At 59.4% G+C, this 16,403-nt stretch carries 14 protein-coding genes and 2 pseudogenes; 8 read left to right on the top strand and 8 right to left on the bottom strand.

What is annotated here, in order from left to right; all coding sequences use genetic code 11:
* Window positions 1-153: 153 nt before the first annotated feature.
* The 3 genes from BLP82_RS10425 (at window position 154) to BLP82_RS10415 (ending at window position 1,258) form a co-directional block, all read left to right on the top strand.
* Window positions 154-426: a hypothetical protein gene (locus tag BLP82_RS10425; protein WP_092167261.1), complete on the top strand. Its 273-nt coding sequence runs from the start codon at window positions 154-156 to the stop codon at window positions 424-426.
* A gap of 107 nt (window positions 427-533) precedes the next feature.
* Window positions 534-839, top strand: coding sequence for a hypothetical protein (locus BLP82_RS10420; protein WP_092167258.1), 306 nt, complete (start codon window positions 534-536; stop codon window positions 837-839).
* Window positions 839-1,258 (top strand): hypothetical protein, encoded by a 420-nt coding sequence (locus BLP82_RS10415; protein WP_256574138.1) that lies wholly within the window; start codon window positions 839-841, stop codon window positions 1,256-1,258. Before BLP82_RS10420 ends, BLP82_RS10415 begins: the two co-directional genes overlap by 1 nt.
* A gap of 1,843 nt (window positions 1,259-3,101) precedes the next feature.
* On the opposite strand, the gene BLP82_RS10405 is transcribed toward BLP82_RS10415, so the two are convergent.
* The 4 genes from BLP82_RS10405 to BLP82_RS10390 form a co-directional block, all read right to left on the bottom strand.
* Window positions 3,102-5,501 (bottom strand): TonB-dependent receptor, encoded by a 2,400-nt coding sequence (locus tag BLP82_RS10405; RefSeq protein WP_092167253.1) that lies wholly within the window; start codon window positions 5,499-5,501, stop codon window positions 3,102-3,104.
* 124 nt (window positions 5,502-5,625) lie between these two features.
* Entirely contained in the window at window positions 5,626-6,552 is a 927-nt protein-coding gene (locus tag BLP82_RS10400) for a FecR family protein (RefSeq protein WP_092167250.1), read from the bottom strand.
* 2 nt (window positions 6,553-6,554) lie between these two features.
* Window positions 6,555-7,055 (bottom strand): RNA polymerase sigma factor, encoded by a 501-nt coding sequence (locus BLP82_RS10395; protein WP_092167248.1) that lies wholly within the window; start codon window positions 7,053-7,055, stop codon window positions 6,555-6,557.
* A gap of 182 nt (window positions 7,056-7,237) precedes the next feature.
* Window positions 7,238-8,677 carry an HD domain-containing phosphohydrolase gene (locus BLP82_RS10390; RefSeq protein WP_092167245.1) on the bottom strand — a complete coding sequence of 480 codons (1,440 nt, stop codon included), beginning with the start codon at window positions 8,675-8,677 and terminating at the stop codon, window positions 7,238-7,240.
* Window positions 8,678-8,764: 87 nt separating this feature from the next.
* On the opposite strand from BLP82_RS10390, the gene BLP82_RS10385 reads away from it, so the two are divergent.
* Both BLP82_RS10385 and BLP82_RS10380 read left to right on the top strand, forming a co-directional pair.
* Window positions 8,765-9,538, top strand: coding sequence for an alpha/beta hydrolase (locus BLP82_RS10385; protein WP_092167242.1), 774 nt, complete (start codon window positions 8,765-8,767; stop codon window positions 9,536-9,538).
* Window positions 9,539-9,602: 64 nt separating this feature from the next.
* A complete protein-coding gene (locus BLP82_RS10380; RefSeq protein WP_256576581.1) occupies window positions 9,603-11,213 on the top strand; it encodes a GMC family oxidoreductase in 1,611 nt (536 codons plus the stop codon).
* A 69-nt stretch (window positions 11,214-11,282) separates the two neighbouring features.
* Here BLP82_RS10380 and BLP82_RS10375 read toward each other — a convergent pair.
* A pseudogene (locus BLP82_RS10375) lies at window positions 11,283-11,441 on the bottom strand (helix-turn-helix domain-containing protein); the annotation flags it as partial.
* Here BLP82_RS10375 and BLP82_RS10370 point away from each other — a divergent pair.
* A pseudogene (locus BLP82_RS10370) lies at window positions 11,423-11,605 on the top strand (alpha/beta fold hydrolase); the annotation flags it as partial. The pseudogenes BLP82_RS10375 and BLP82_RS10370 overlap by 19 nt on opposite strands.
* Window positions 11,606-11,654: 49 nt before the next feature.
* Here BLP82_RS10370 and BLP82_RS10365 read toward each other — a convergent pair.
* Entirely contained in the window at window positions 11,655-12,122 is a 468-nt protein-coding gene (locus BLP82_RS10365) for a DUF6196 family protein (protein WP_092167239.1), read from the bottom strand.
* Between the two features lie 122 nt (window positions 12,123-12,244).
* Here BLP82_RS10365 and BLP82_RS10360 point away from each other — a divergent pair, with 122 nt between their 5' ends.
* Window positions 12,245-13,168, top strand: a complete 924-nt coding sequence (locus BLP82_RS10360) for a LysR family transcriptional regulator (protein ID WP_092167237.1) — start codon at window positions 12,245-12,247, stop codon at window positions 13,166-13,168.
* 12 nt (window positions 13,169-13,180) lie between these two features.
* Here BLP82_RS10360 and BLP82_RS10355 read toward each other — a convergent pair whose 3' ends face one another.
* Window positions 13,181-15,118, bottom strand: a complete 1,938-nt coding sequence (locus BLP82_RS10355) for a M10 family metallopeptidase C-terminal domain-containing protein (RefSeq protein WP_256576580.1) — start codon at window positions 15,116-15,118, stop codon at window positions 13,181-13,183.
* A 151-nt stretch (window positions 15,119-15,269) separates the two neighbouring features.
* Here BLP82_RS10355 and BLP82_RS30365 point away from each other — a divergent pair, with 151 nt between their 5' ends.
* Window positions 15,270-15,488, top strand: a complete 219-nt coding sequence (locus BLP82_RS30365) for a zinc-binding dehydrogenase (protein ID WP_139197837.1) — start codon at window positions 15,270-15,272, stop codon at window positions 15,486-15,488.
* Here BLP82_RS30365 and BLP82_RS10350 read toward each other — a convergent pair.
* The gene (locus BLP82_RS10350) at window positions 15,435-16,181 is read right to left on the bottom strand and encodes a substrate-binding periplasmic protein (RefSeq protein WP_092167231.1); all 747 of its coding nucleotides are present in this window, start codon (window positions 16,179-16,181) and stop codon (window positions 15,435-15,437) included. The two genes, BLP82_RS30365 and BLP82_RS10350, sit on opposite strands and share 54 nt — an antisense overlap.
* Between the last annotated feature and the right edge of the window lie 222 nt (window positions 16,182-16,403).

The raw sequence follows: 16,403 nt of genomic DNA, 5'->3' as shown, positions 1-16,403 counted from the left end.
CACACTTGCGCGGCTGTCCGTTATGGCAGTTGTGCGCGGGAGACCTTCGGGTCTGCCGGTTCCGATCCCGGTTCGCCAACCTGCGTGCAACTGCCACCCAATTGTTTGGCGACGATTGAGTGGTTAAAACCTCACTAGATCGGAGCTTCAAACATGGAAAGATACGTTCCTATCACCGGCATCGACTGTACCCCTGCGTCCCTACTCATCGATACCCAAGCACCGCTTGACGTCTTGCATGCAACCGCTGACTACCGTATTCGCGTGGTTACCCAGGTCTTGGAAAACATTGCGTTTCGCTCCGAGATCGCCAGCGACACCGTGGTGCTGTCGGATTTTGCACAGCTTTTGGTGATTCCGCTGCGGGATGGGTGTGATTTGCTGGAGGTGATTGGTCGGCGGCTTCAGGCGCAGGTTGAAAACTGATGGAATTACGGGCGTCTGAGAACGCCCGTTTTTTCTATCCGTGACCATGAGCGACAGAGAACAACCCACAGCGGCCAAGCACTGGATTGTGTCGCAGGAGGCTATAAATGGCCAAAAAATCTAAGATTGCAGCCGCCCAGACCGCCGAGCCTGTGAAAGCTCTCGCAGCTAATTTAAAAGCCCCGGCCAAAGTTACAACGGCTAAAGAACTATCTGCTGCCGCCAAACCGAAGACTCCCCGAGGGGAAGCCGCTGCATCATCAAAACAGATGTACAACTCCCATTCTGACGCAGCTGAACGAATGCTGCAGTTGGCTCAATTCCTTTCTGAAGATCCGGAGGAAGCCAAGGTATTTGCGAAGAAGACGGGGGTGTACTCTGAAGCAGGCGAACTTACGGCTGCTTATCGATAATGTATCAAAACCTCCCTTCGTTCGTTTTGGGCTTCCATGGATGTGATCGAGATGTCGGCGAGGCTGTACTTGCCGGCGAGTCCCTTACACCAAGCACTAACGACTATGACTGGCTAGGGCAAGGCATCTACTTTTGGGAAAATAGTCCAGAGCGAGCTCTGAGTTATGCTGAAAGTATCAAGCGCTACAAGAAGCGCGGTAAAGGGGCAATCAAGAATCCTTATGTCATCGGCGCTGTCCTCGATCTTGGTCTCTGCTTCAACTTGACCGAGGAAGGTGCTTTATTAGAGCTTAAGAGCGCTTACGCCCTATTGGAAGCAACCGCAGCCGCCACCGGCAACCCTCTTCCGATTAATAGCCCAGGGTTCGAAAGCGACTTGGACCTGCTGAAATGTCACTTGGACTGCGCTGTATTTTAGAACATGCATACAGCCCGTACAAAACTTGATTTCCCCGCTTACGAAACTGCTCGATCACCTTTTAATGAAGGTGTAGGACTATATCCTGGGACAAGTTTTCGAGAAAAAACCCATATCCAGATTTGCGTACGTGAGATTAGCTGTATTAAAGGTTATTTTCGGCCGTTGAACGATGATGGCAGTCTATTTCAGGCTAACGGCTGATGGTGTAAAGAATAGGGTAGATTCATTTCTGTTCAAATACATCCACCCCTTCTTTCAGAGCTAATCTCATAGCGCGCGCTCATCGTTACCTGCCAGTTGCTTCGCCCCCCTAGCCTCAAGGTCGAGAGGGTCAGAGATTGGCTATCTACGGTGCTCATCAAGGACTGCTTTCGGCCCAGAGTGTGTAAAAACGCTTCGCCAAGATTGAAGTGCGCGCGTCTACGTTAAATCTGAAATTTATCGGCACGTCAGCAGATGTGGATTTCGCGTAGAAGCGCGATTTTAAGTCCGGTTTTGAGTACCTTTCGCGCTCAAAAACGTTTTTACACAGCCTCGGCCAGAAGCAGACGGTCACCTAAGATAAGTTTCCACCTCAAACGGCCCCAATGCTTGACATGGGGCCTCCGTAGCGGCGGGCGAAGCATGTGAACGTACCTGTTAGGACGTTGTACATTGACCTCTTTGAAGGAAATCTTTTAGCGCGGCCTGATAGAGCGTTAATGGTTGATTTTCCGCATTGAATAGGGCGAAGGGAATCATCGTGAGATGTGAGAAGGACGTGGAACTTATTGAATAAGTTCTTTGCCTGCAAAAGCTGTGGTCTTTATTCAGTATGAAATTAAACTTGAAAAGGTTTGGCCTTGAACACCAACTAGGAATTAAACCAAGACTCAAGCCCGTTAAGTATTCTTGTGCGCAAGCGCCGCCAGATGAAAATTCCGAGATTTTTATTTCTAAGGTAGGAAGGGGTAAAGCTGTAAGGTTTGAGCTAGTATTTTGCGCGCTTGGAATAAATTTTAGTGTCGTTGCGTATGCGTCCCTGGCAAAGCGACTATCTTTCCATGGAGAGTTTATTTCGTAACTGAAGCTGAAGATATTTTCTTTTTCTTCGGATTCAACGTGTTCGTTGATTGTCGGCTGGGACGAATAGGATGTGCAGCCAGAACACAATATCGCAATGCTGATGAAAACAAGTCCATTTGCTATTAAGCGGTGCATACTCAGTTTCCCCAACTATTAATTAGCCGACATATCTACCGCTTGATAACTGTATTGAATGCAACATAGCGTCTCATCCACACGCATGATTTTTGAATCAGAATAACAGATGAGACTGTGCGCGGGACATCTGAAGGAAGAAAGATGACAACGTTTCACGCACATTCCCGGTACATTCGCTGCTTCCCCACGACCGGCTTTCGACCACAAACAGCCACATGTTCTAAATCGATAGCCAATTGGATCGGCCGCTGCTTTGTCAATGTAGGTGAAAGCCTGCTTCTGGACGATTGCTGGCCTTCCTGAAGGGCAGCTTCTGGCCGAGGCTGTGTAAAAACGTTTTTGAGCGCGACAGGTACTCAAAACCGGACTTAAAATCGCGCTTCTACGCGAAATCCACATCTGCTGACGTGCCGATAAATTTCAGATTTAACGTAGATGCGCGCACTTCAATCTTGGCGAAGCGTTTTTACACACTCTGGGCCGGCTCCTGCCTAGCGAAAAGCGCCAATCGACCCAATCACAACAATAACAACAATAACAACAGAGGCCACAAATGCAGCCTCTCGGAGGGTTTAGTGAAACCGCCTTTCGCGTAATCACACAACTTGCAACGACACCTCTTTAATCGCCAGCAACCTCAGAAATCCACAGTAGCCGACACCTTCAGCGTACGCGGTGCCCCTTGGGTCAGATAACCACCGTTGGCCGAGGCCCAGTAATTCTCATCGGCGACGTTCTCCAGCATCGCGTTGAAGGTCACCCCGCGGCCATCCATTTTCGTCCGATAGCGCGCGCCCAGGTCGACGCGGGTCCAGGCGGGGATGCTGTAGTCGTTGGCGCTGTCAACGAACTGGCCGCCGGTGCGCAGTAGCAGGCCGTTCAGGCTCACCCCGGGCAAGCCGGGCACATCCCAATCGGCGCCCAGGTTGAACTGGAATTTCGGCACCCCCACCGCCTGGTTGCCATCGTCGCGACCACCAGCGGTGCCGCGCAGTTCGGCTTTGGTCCAGGTGGCACCGCTCAGCAGGCGCAAGCCGTCCAGCGGCTCGCCGAACAGGCTGAGCTCCACGCCGCGATTGCGCTGCTCGGCATCCACTCGGTAGTAGCCGTCGCCACCGAGCACGCCCTGGGGCTGTTCGATGCGGAACAGGCTGAGGCTGCCACCGAAGGTGCCCCAGTCGAGCTTGGCGCCTATCTCGGTCTGCTTGGAGCGATAGGGTGCGAACATCTCGCCGTTGTTGAGTGCGGCGGCCGGCGCGGTCGGGCCCTGTTGCAGAGACTCGACGCGGTTGGCGTAGAGCGACAGGTACTCAGTGGGCTTGATCACCAGGCCATAGGCCGGCGTGGTGATGCTTTCCTGATAGCTGGAGGTGCGGGCACCGCTGGCCGCGCTCCAGGCGTCGGCACCGATGGATTGGCGGCGCACGCCCAGGGTCAGCAGCACGCGGTCGTCGAGCAAGCCCAGGGTGTCGGACACCGCCAGGCTACGGTTCTGCACCTTGGCGGTGGTGTCCGGGTCGTGGATATCGCCGGAGACGCTGGTGGCCGGTGGCTCGGCGACGGGCTGGCCCTGATACAGATTACCGAAACCACGACTGCCCGCCGCGGTGGTCTCGAACGCGTTGCGCTTTTCCTGCCAGATGCCGTTGGCGGCCAGGTTGATGCTGTGGCTGACCGGCCCGGTGGCGAGTTCGCCGCGCAGCCCGGTGACGGCGCTCAGGGTTTCCTGGTCCAGCGGCGAATAAAGGCGGCCGATACGGGCGTCGCCATTCGCGCCGTAGACGTAGTTGGAGGCGTAGACACCGTTCTCCCGCGTGTATTTGCCGCCTGCGCTCAGGTAGGCGGTCCACGTGGGCGACAGATCGTACTCGGCGCTGAACATGCCATAGGTGTCTTCGAGCTGCGACCAGCTCCAGGGTTGCGCGTAGTTGTGGTCGGAGTCCGGTGCCGACGGCGTCTTGCCGTTGAGTGTGCTGGTAGGTCCCGTCGTGGTGAGGTAGACCACCGAGCGCCCCTCATTGACCCGTTGCTTCTGGTAACCGAGATCCGCGGACAGGCGCAGACGGTCACCGCGGTAGTCCAGGCCTAGGGTGGCCAGGCTGAAGCGCGAGTGCTCATCGTCCACCGCGGTCTCGCCCTCGCGCTGGGCCAGGTTCACCCGCACGCCGAAGCGGTTGTCCTCGCCGAAGCGCTGGCCCAGGTCGAGGTGCCCGCCCACTCGGCTGTCGCTGGCATAGTCCAAGGTGGCGCTGCGTGTGGGGGTGTCTTCGGCACGCTTGGAGACCACGTTGATCGCCCCGCCGACACCGCTGCCCGACGGCGACACGCCATTGACAAAGGCGTTGGCCCCCTTGAACACCTCGACCCGCTCGACCGACTCGGTGGAGATGATCTGGCGCGGCAGAATGCCGTACAGCCCGTTGAAGGCAATGTCGTCGCTGAACAGCTGAAACCCGCGCACGACGAACACCTGGGAGAAGTTGCCGAAGCCGAACGACTGACGCACGCCCGGATCGCTGGCCAGCACATCGGCCAGGGTCTGCGCCTGGCGCTTCTCGATCAGCTCGGAGGTGTAGCTGGAGAAGGCGAAGGGCACATCTTGCATGTCCTGGTTGCCCAGCACACCGATGCGGGCACCTCGCGCCGCCTCGCCGCCGGCGTACTCGGCCGGCAGGTCGACACGGCCTTCGGCGAGCCCGCTGATGGTGGTCGGGCCCAGCTCCAGCAAGCCCTGCTCGGGCAGCGGCACCAGGGTGATGGTGCCGTCGTTGCCGGTCTGGAAGGTCAGGCCGCTGCCCTCCAGCAACCGCTGCAGGCCGTCGACCACCGAATAGTCGCCCTTAAGCGCCGGCACCACGGCGCTGCCACGGGTCAGGCCGGCGTCATAGAGCAGCCGCACGTCGGCCTGCTCGGCGAAATCGGTGAGCGCCGCGTCGAGCCGCTGGGCAGGCACGTCGAGCTCGACGGCTTGCGCCTGTGCGGCGGCAATGGCCAGGGGAAGAACGGCTAGCGCCGCGAGGAAGGAGGTCGACCGCATGCTGATGTCCTTGGCTTTCAATACGAAGAAGTCGCATTTGCAGGAACGGAAGACGAAGGCGGCGATGATTTCTGAACCATCGCCGCCTAAATATTTTCTTTTTTTGAAGGGACAGGCGCGGGCCTCAGCGGCGGGACGTGACCAGAATCAACCCCGGCAGGCGCACCAGACGCACAGGCAAGGTGGTTTCCACAGAGCTCAACACCGCCTGTGGGTCGTCAAGGGCGAACACGCCGGTCACTTGTAGCCGGCGAGCGGCTTCGTCGACAAACAGCACCCGCGCAGACTGGCTTCGCTCAAGCTCGGCGAACACTTGCTCCAGCGGCCGGTCGCGGAACACCAGCTTGCCGCGCTGCCAGCCCAAGCGCTGGCGCCCATCCAATGCTTGCGGCGCCTGCAGCGCCCCGCCGCGCCACTGCACCTGCTGCCCGCCCACCACGGGCAGCGGCTCGCACCCCTCGCTGGAGGCCAGCACGCGGCCCTCGCTTACCGCGAGGTCGACACCGCCCTCCTCCAGACGCACATCGAAGCGCGTGCCAGTGACGCGGATGCGCGCCTCGCCGGCCCTGACAATGAACGGCCGGGCCGGGTCATGGGCGACCTGGAAATCCGCCTCGCCGCGGTACAGCCTGACCTCGCGGCGACCGTCGACAAACTGCCAGTCCAGCGCCGAATCGCCGTTGAGGGTCAACAGCGAACCATCGGCCAGACGCACCTCGCGCACCTCCCCCGGCTGGGTACTGATGTCGGCATACAGGCCAATCCAGGTGCCGCGCGGTAGCCACAGGGCGAGCAACAGCATCGCGGCGCAGGCCAGTGGAGCCGCCCAGTGTCGACGACGACGCAGCACGCGCACCTGAGGCTGCTCGGTCGGACGTTCTATCTGGCCGAGCAACGACCACAGCCCTTCCACCTCACGCAACGCCTGCTCATGTTCGGGCGCCGCCTGGCGCCAGGCCTGCGCGGCAGCGCGATCGGCAGCGGTGGCGCGGCCAGAATGCAGCAGCACCTGCCATTGCCGGGCCTGATCGAGAAGCGAAGGATGAGTCACGGCTACGGGTCCATCTGCTGCTGGCAGTGTTCGAGGGCCTTCAGGATATAGCGTCCGGCCATGCTTTCCGAGACACCCAGGCGTTCGCCGATCTCACGCTGGGTCAGCCCGTCCAGGCGATTCCACAACAACGCCTGGCGCAGGTGCGGTGGCAAATCCTGGACCACGCGCTGCAGTCGCTCCAGGCGCTGGGCGTCGCTTGCCGCTCGCTCCGGACCCGGCTGGGCACTGACCAATTCGATGGATATCTCCTCCTCGACGGGGCGGGATTTTTGCTGACGGCGGTAGTCGATGATCAGGTTGCGCGCGATGCGATAGAGAAACGCACGAAGATTGCCGATCTCTTGCCCGGACTCGCGCCGGCGAAAGCGCAACCAAGTCTCCTGGCGCAGGTCGGCCGCCAGTTCTGCGCACTTCACCTGGCGTGTGAGGAAGTGCAGCAGTTCACTCGAATGGCTCTCGAACTGGCCGTCGGTGGAATGAGGATCGGATGGCCTGGACACGCAAGCGACTCAAGCGAGGAAGAGTCGCGAGAATATATCAAATGATAATGACTTTCAATAACACCAAAAATGAACACACGCGGGTCGCGGCCCTCCCCCGTACGAGGTTGAACGTCAAAGGAGAAGGCCTGCCGGACCTCTTGTTGCCAAGCTTCGAATAATCAACCTGCCGCGACTCGGCATCAGGCGATCAAGCCCAGCGTTAATGCCTTCAGGGTCGCGGCAGCTCGGGTCGAGCATTCCAGTTTGCGAAATATGCTTTCCATGTGGGTGCGAACGGTGCTCGGACTGATGTCCAGCAGTCGCGCCACCTGCTTGTTACTGGCGCCACGACTGATTTCCAGGAGTACATGACACTCCCGTGCGGTGAGTAACGAACTCTTCGACTGATGAGTCAGACGCTCGCCACGTGCAGCGGCGATAACCGCTTCGCATACAGCCTTGTCGAACAAACCACTGGCGGCCTCCTGCTCCAGCAGTCTGGCCGCCTCCGATTCGCCGTGGGCCGCCCTCCAGGGCCTGGCTTCCCTGAGTGCGACCCAGGCTACGGAAGTGGCGAGCAGTCGATGCTCGGCACACAGTGCATCCCCCATCACACCTCGAAAGTAGCCACTGCCGTTGAGCCGTTCGTAGGCATGGGCGGCAATCTCGGCAGGCACGGCCAGTTCACTGATAGGCCTGAGCGCCTGTTGCGTCCAGTAGGGAACCAGGTGTACCCGCTCCGCGGCGCCATAAGGAAGCGCCCCGGCGGTGTTCCAGAGCTGGTTGGAAACGGCTGCCCGACCCAGACCGTAGACGAGGGCCGCCTTTCCGAGCGCTGCCAGGGTGGGTTCACCTAGCCCCCACAGGCGCGCAGCCTCCATGGCGACATGCGCCACCCGCCGCGAATGCCCCGCCAGCCAGGGTAACTTCAAGTCAATCACGTCCCCCACCAAGGTCAGCGAGACGGAGCGTTCGGCCTCCCCATGGACCGGGTTTTGAGAGCGGCCATCCAGGTCTGCCAGCCACGCCCTGGCGTTATCCATGAGCAACGACGCGAGGGCAGCGGGATAGCGCCGATCCGACTGGTCGCGGATCCAGCGCAGCGCCGCGTCCAAGCCATGTGCTCGACTGAGAATATCCAGATCACCGGCAAGCACCACCTGATAGGCGACCTCCGGAATGTGCTCATGGGTCAAGCCCAGCGGCCGGCCAGTCCCGTCGTAGGTTTCGAATACGCGGCACAGGCCTGCCTCGACAGCGGCCCCCAGTTCGAGGGTTTTCGCGACTTCGCCGGAGACCTCGCAGTGCACAACGGCCAGCGGGGTCGCCTGATGCACCGCGTTCATGGCCTCTTTGCTCAGGGTCAGGTCGAGCATCGCGCGGCGGCCATCGACGTCATCACCGAGCAGATCCGCAAACCCTTCGGCATTGGCGGTGCAGCCGGACCAGCGCAGCAAGGCAACCTGCTCCGCCACCCTCAGGTGCTCGCCATCGCCGTGTGAGACCTGCGCCAGCCTGCGCGCCAGTGCGGCAACGCGTCGGGAATGGCCGAGTGGCTGGCCCATGCTGAGGTCCCCGACCTGACCGATCGCCTGCAGCGCTGCGCTCAATGAAATGTCCAGTTGCAACGCACTATCCATGAAAAATGCCTTGGGGTCGGATAAATGACCGATGCCCACGAAGCAGGCCAGTCAGCAGAATTGAGCTCCCACACAGGAGTTCATGCCATGAAAACATTCAGATCAAAAGCCGTCACCCTCGCCTTCGCCCTTGCAAGCACATTGGCCGCAGGTATCAGCCAGGCCCAAGATACAACGCCTTCGGTGGTCATCGTACACGGCGCGTTCGCCGACGGCTCCGATTGGGCCAAGGTCGTGCCGCTTCTGCAGGCCAAGGGGGTTGCCGTTTCGGTCGTGCAAAACCCGCTCACCTCGCTTGCCGACGATGTCGCTGCAACGCAAAGAACGCTGAACAATCAGACGGGGCCGGTCGTACTGGTCGGTCATTCCTGGGGCGGCACCGTGATTACCCAGGCCGGCAGCGACGAGAAAGTCCGCGCCCTGGTGTACGTCGCCGCCTTCGCTCCCGATGCCGGCCAAACCAGCGGCGAACAAGGCAAAGGCGCGCCCACACCCCCGGGCATCAGTCAAATCAAGGCTGACGGCAACGGTTTCCTCTACTTGACCCCGGAAGGCATGGCGAAGGACTTCGCCCAGGATCTTCCCGCGGCGCAGACCGCCGTGATGACCGCGACGCAAGGCCCCATCAAGGCATCCGCGTTCGAGGACAAAACAACCGTCTCTGCCTGGAAGACCAAACCGTCCTGGTATCTGCTCGCCACCGAGGACCGGATGATCCATCCCGATGTCCAGCGTTCTGCCGCCAAGCGTATCGGCGCCACCCTGGCACAGGTGCACACCAGCCATGTGCCCCAGCAGTCGCAGCCGGCCGAAGTGGCCAAGGTGATTCTCGAGGCCGTGAAAAGCGTCGGCGCGCAGTGATCGCTGCGACGCGACACCCCTGATAGTCCTGAACTCAAACGCCGCATCGATACGGAACGGACGCATGAATCATCGGCATGATCGGAACTACGACTTCATCGTGTGTGGTGCGGGTACGGCGGGTTGCGTGGTCGCGGCCCGCCTTGCCCAACAGGACAACGCACGCGTGTTGTTGATTGAAGCAGGCAACGAATACGCCGGCCCTGAGGTTGTAGAGCCGGCGCAGTGGCCGCTGAACCTCGGTTCAGAGCGCGACTGGGCATTCGCGGGACAACCCAATCCCCACCTCAACGGTCGTCGTCTTCCCTTGAACATGGGCAAGGGGCTTGGAGGTGGCTCCAGCATCAACGTGATGGTCTGGGCACGCGGGCATCGATCGGACTGGGATTACTTCGCCGCCGAGTCCGGCGATGGCGCCTGGGGATACGATTCAGTACTGGATTACTACCGCAGGATCGAGAACTGGCACGGCAGCCCGGATGCCGCACGGCGCGGTTCAGGTGGGCCTGTGCATGTCGAGCAGCCAGCCTCGCCTCAACCCCTCGCCTGGGCAACCCTGGAAGCGGCCGGTCGTTTGGGTATCCCCCGATATGACAGTCCCAACGGAGCGATGATGGAAGGCCCGGGCGGAGCCGCGATCACCGATCTACGCATCAACCAGGGCAGGCGCGAATCCGTTTACGATTCCTATGTCCGGCCACGGCTGCACCAACCGAACCTGACTGTCCTCACCGGCGCGCTGGTGGCCCGTGTCCTGCTTAGCGGCACGAGGGCGGTCGGTGTCGAAGTGATCATCGAAGGGCAACGGCAGTGCTTCTATGCCGAAGCCGAAGTTGTCTTGTCCATGGGCGCGGTGAACACGCCCAAGGTGCTCATGCAGTCAGGCATCGGCCCGGAGAGTGAGCTGCGCCCCCATGGCATCGTCCCGATCAGTCACCTTCCCGGCGTGGGTCAGAATCTTCAGGACCATATTGCCTTTGGCTGTACCTGGGAATACCTGCAACCCCAGGCGGTTGGTGGCGGCGGTTGTGAAACCACGTTGTACTGGAAAAGCGACAGTCGCCTGGACGCCCCGGACCTGCTGCACTGCCAGCTTGAATTTGCGGTGCCCTCTCCTGCTGAAGTGGGTATCCAGCCACCGCAACAGGGTTGGACGATGTTCGCAGGGCTGGCCAGGCCTGTCAGTCGAGGGCGCCTGCGTCTATCGGGCGCCGGGCCGTCGGATGCTCCACTCATCGAGCCGAACTCGCTGAGCGCACCCGAGGATATGGCGGCGGCGTTTGCATCGATCGACCTCTGCAGGGCACTCGGGAACAGCGAAACCTTCAACGACCTGGTAAAGCGCGAGGTGGTGCCCGGGCCGAAAGCTCACCGCGCCATGGAGCAATTCATCCGCAACTCTGCCGTGTCCTATTGGCACCTGTCCTGCACCGCGAAAATGGGCCGAGATGAGATGTCTGTGGTCGACCACCAGCTGCGCGTATATGGCATCGAGAAATTGCGGATCGCGGATGCCTCGGTCATGCCGCGCATCACCGTCGGCAACACCATGGCGCCTTGCGTGGTCATTGGCGAGCGGGCAGCCGATCTCGTCCTCGCGGCCCAGGGTGTTGATGCGTTAGAGAACAGACCTCTTTCAGCCAAAAAAGGAACGACTCCCTCAACTCGGCGATAGCGTCAGCCAGCGAGGCAAAGCGGGTCCGTCATGCCGAGGGCGCCTTGACTGCCCGCAGGTGCATGAAGATCACCCTGCAATTGTGGCGGTTGTCTGATCAGCTACGGTGCTCGCGGCCCGGACAGCACTTGGGGACAAGCCCACCGAACGTTTGAAAGCCCGGCTAAAGGCGGCCAATGAGCCGTACCCCAATTGGCTGGCGACGGTTTCGACAGGTTGATGCTCTCGCAGCGGTGATCAAGGCAACGGGCAGCAACCATCCGGTATTGGTCGGCTGGTCGTTGGGCGGCGTGGTCATATCCAACTACCTGGCCGCCTATGGTGACGCTGACCTCGGTGGCGTCATGTATGTCGACGGTGTAATCGAACTTAACGCTGCGCTGATCAGCGCAAGTACTGGCCGTACTGAAGCCATTCCTTGCCCGGAGCGAAGTCTGATATTCAGGGCATGAGGTCTCGTTGCGATGCAACGGTCAAGGGCCCATCAACCAGAGTCTGGATCTCTCTGAAGACATCCGAGGCCAACGTGGCCGGTACGCCCCAATAATCAAATATTCCCCCGTCATCTCGATGTTGGCCGCAAGTGACGAAAACACCCGTTCCAAAGCGCTGTTTCAGTCGAGTAGCCAACCAACCTACAAACCCACTGTTGTCCGCACCCTCTGGAAAATGGAAGCGGAAGACACCGAATAGCTCCTGCTCGACGGCATCGCAAGGGACCAGTTGACTCCATACGTTGTCATCCCGAACGAGCGCCAGCGCGTCAGGACGTACTGCGTTTGGAAAAGATGACAACGGAAATTCTAAAAACGCATACGTGCCGGTAAAGAACCTGACGCGCGCCTGGGTAGTCACGCGTAACAGTCGCCGCTCCGCGGTCTCTGCCGTTTCATGCGATATGTTCACCATTCCAGATCTCCGACCTATAAGCGCAAGGCGCTACCTTTGATTGACCTGAGGCATGTTAAGCAGGAGGATTTCCAAGATAAACGTTCGATATAGAACAACATTGACAACCAAAGGTTGTAGATATGGATAAGCTGAAAAGCATGGCGGCTTTCGTTGCAGCCGCCGAATCAAGTTCTTTTTCGGCAGCGGCGGCTGTATTGGGCGTTACCCCGCAACAGATTGCCAAACAGGTCGGCAATCTGGAATCGCAGCTAGGTCTCAAACTGATCACCCGAACCACTCGCCGACAAAGCCTGACCGCCTTGGGAAAAGAATATTATCTGCGCTGCAAGGCCATCCTGAGCGACGTTGAAGACGCCGAAGCGCTGGCACTTGCAGGGAACTCAACACCGCGCGGAAAGATAAGGATTAGCGCACCTTATAATTACGGCTCCCATCGATTAATCCCGTTCCTTACCCAATATCTGACGCGCTATCCAGAAACCGAAATTGAATTGGAATTGACAGACAGGTTTGTGAATATCGTGGAGGAGGGATACGAAGTGGTTTTCCGGCTAGGAAAACCGCGATTAGCCGACAGTGCAGCGTTGGTGCAACGCGGTTTGAAACCTTTCAGGATGTTCGCCTGCGCATCTCCAGGTTACCTGTCGCGCAAAGGCACCCCGCTCCACCCCCAGCAACTCGTGGACCATGACTGTCTGGGGTATCTGTTTTCTGATCGAATGACAGACAAGCTTTGGCGGTTTACGAAAGACAGGCAGACATTTGCGATCCCCATTGCGAGCCGACTGAAAGTCAATAACACCCTGGCCAAGGTAAACGCAGCGTTGTTGGATTTCGGCATCACGCTCTGTGTGGAGGACGTGCTTGCGCCCTACGTGCAACGTGGGGAGCTGGTCGTACTCTTCGAAGACTTCGAAGGACCTACCTACCCCGTGAATCTGATATATCCAGCCGACCGTCGTCCCTCGGCAAAGGTCAGGCGCTTCATAGACGAAGTAGTCGTTGCTCTCGGCATGCCGCAAGCCCGGAGCCGCGAGGGCTGATATTTGGCGTTTTTACACCCAAAGGTCAGCCACTCCGATCAATTGAAAGACTTCCTCTCCCGGGGGCTCGGCGAAGATGATGTCCAGGTTACGGTAACCGGAGTGGTCCCCTACCAGGCTCAACTCGAATCGAGCCCCATTGGCGTCGGCTTCATAGCTTTTCAAGTAAGTCAGGTTCTTGGCTTCATTGACAACCACGTCCAACGTGCCGTTGTAACCATTTCCCAGCCGGGTAAAGCCCAAGGCGGACAAGTCGATCGTGTCCTCACCCGCGGTATAGTCAAGCAGGCGATCAGTGTGGTTTTCGGTGACGGTACGGTAGCTGTCGCTCAGTGCGTCGAAGCGGAACACATCATTGTTAGCGCCACCCACCAACAGGTCCCGTCCCTCTGCGCCAACCAATACATCATTCCCCAGCGCGCCATAAAGGCGATCATCGCCTGCGAACCCTTCGATGATTTCGCCTCGAGCGTTGCCCTGTAAACGATCGGCTTCTTCGGTGCCCAGCAACCTGGCTTGCTGGAACAGGATGTTGGTTTCATTCAGCGTTTGGCTCAAGTCACCATCGAAGACCAATTCGAAGCGTTCCCCATCCGCGTTGCTATCAAAACTCTTGAGGTAGGTCCGCGTCCCGCTTTCATTGACTCGTATCGCCAGCGTTCCGTCATGTCCATTGCCCAGCCCGAGCAAGCCCAGGGAGGAGAGATCGATCGTATCGATGCTGGGGTCGAAGTCGATGATTCGGTCGCTATGGGCCGCGGTTGCGGTTCGGTAGCTGTCTGTGACTGACTCGTAACGGAACGTATCGGCCCCGGCACCGCCCGTCAGCAGGTCGCGACCTTGCTGGCCATCGAGCAGATCGTTACCGGCCCCGCCAACGATCGCATCATCAAAGGAGTTGGTACCCAGCAAGAAGTCATCATCGCGACCGCCGTCAAGATGGTAATAGCCGTCGTCGGGATTGCCAAAGCTGTGGTCCAGGCTACCGTCGGGGTTCAACTGAACCAGGGCGGCCAGATAGCCGTCCGCGCTCGTACCTTGGCTTGCGCCAATCAATAGCTTGCCGTCGGCCCGCACGATAATGTCGGCTACGGCGAAAGGCGCGTTTTCTGAGCCCCAACTTACCCAACCCTGATCACCGAAATCGGTGTCGAGCGAGCCGTCGGCGTTGAGTCGGATGACGGTCGCCACGCCACCCGAGGCGCCCGCCAGCAGGATTTTGCCGTCATCCTGGATAACGAGGGCATCTGCGTGAACATCCAGGGCCAGGCTGCCGCCGTTGGCAAAGCTGCTATCCAGGGTGCCGTCCTGGTTGAGGCGGGTCAGCGTATCTCGCCCCGTGACCAATACCTTCCCGTCTCCCTGCAGCGAAACGTCGATCGTGCCGCTGGGTTGAATGCCGACGGATGCTGGCAAGTGCAGGATCCCACCCTCTGCGAAAGACGAGACCAAGCCCCCCGTCGCGTCGAAGCGGGCGATATGGATTTCCCCAGAGGGGTACGCAGCGCTTGCGAAAAAGCTGCCGTCGCGTTGTACAGAGAGCGACGCTTGCTGGCCTAGAGATTCATTCCAGTAGAAAGGCACTGTCGCGGCGCCGCCGTTGCCGAAACTCGTATCGAGGCTGCCGTCAGCCAAGGTGCGACTCACGCCCGACACCCAGGCGTCGCCTACTTTCACGTATCGCGTCACCAGGTAGCCCCCTCCCGGCTGCACCGCTGCATTACCGCCGTCCTCGATATCGAGGGTCACAGGCAGGAGGGATTTACCGTCTCCACTGAAGTTGCGGTCCAGGCTACCGTTGGCATTGAACCGGACCAGACTGCCGGTGAAGCCTGAATCCTCTTCGCCCCCCAGCCCCAGGCGACTGTAGGCGCCCAGCCAGATAATACCGTCTGGATCGACCGTGATTCCGCCGATTTTGTCCGAGCCCCATAAGGTTGTGGCTACCATGCCCGTGTCACCCACAGCCGAAGCGGCGGGCGAAGTGCTCTGCCCCATGTCCATGCCTCCGATAGCTATCTGTCGCCAAAAAACAATAGACACGACTTAGTCTGGTTGCCACTTTACGAAACGAAGAAAGGTTCTTGGACGACCCTCTACTCTGCTATCGACGCAACCAGTCTCGGGCAACTGTGCCAGGCTGGTTGAAGCCGTACAGCGTCCTGATATCACCCTAGACAGCACCTATCCGCTGGCCGAAGCCTCGGCTGCGCACCGACGAGCTTCACGCGGCGGTCTCCAGGGCAAGGTCGTGCTGATCGCGCTCTTATGGCCCGACCTGCCCTTCATACCGCCGCCGAATCCGCTCCAGCCCCCCTGATCGCCGCAACTGCTCCAAAGCCTTGGTCCACGCCGCGACCACTTCGTCTTCAGAGTCCAAGCTAAAGGCGATATACAACGACGAACGATAAAGCTCGATGGGAATTTTCCGCAGAGTGCCCGGCGCGATGTTCAACTGGCGGCTGTAGTAAGCCACGCCCGCATCGGTGTCGCCGACAATGATGCCGGTGCGCCCGGCAAGCAGCATGCGATAGAGCAGCTTGCTTTCGGTGGCACTTTTGTCCAGGTTGTTGAAGCCCAACGACTGCAGCCTCTGGGGCATCAGGCCGGCGTGGCGCGTGGTGATCTGCGGGGCACTCAGGAGTTGTTCCAGGGAGTTCACCGGCGGCGCCTTGGCCAGTTGATAGGGGTGGATGGACTCTTCCACGATTGGCCCGACCCATTTGTACAGCGACTCGCGTTCCGGCGTGCGAAACAGGGAGTACATGATGGTCTTGGGGCGGTGCTTGAGTATTTGGGTGGCACGCATGCTGGGTTGCAGCAACACCTCGAAATCATCCCCGGTCAGCGCCATGATGGCCCGGACGATCTCGGTGGTCATGCCGGTGAGCCGGCTGTTTTCCAGATAGTTGTACGGTGCCCATTCTTCGGTGACGATCTGATACTGCTCGGCCCTGGCAACCGTGCCGAGCAAGAGACAAAGCAGCGCTGCAACCGATATCGAATGTCTCACGCGTACTCCTTGTGGACCGTTCGGTGTTCGTGCATGGGGGGGCCTGATTCAAGAGGGGCAAGGTAAGCATAGACCCAAACACTTGCCTGACAGTTGACGCAGTCCACATTCCACCCCTTAGCAGCCTCCGGACCTTGGTGTAGGATCAGCGCGACCGGATACGCGGCGCTCCCCTTGCGCCCTCCTCCCTGCGACCCAGCCCGTATGAATCCTATCGATCCC

It is taken from the genome of Pseudomonas sp. NFACC37-1, from assembly GCF_900101575.1.
GTDB lineage: Bacteria > Pseudomonadota > Gammaproteobacteria > Pseudomonadales > Pseudomonadaceae > Aquipseudomonas > Aquipseudomonas fluorescens_AA.
This window is presented reverse-complemented; position numbering and strand designations above follow the sequence as displayed.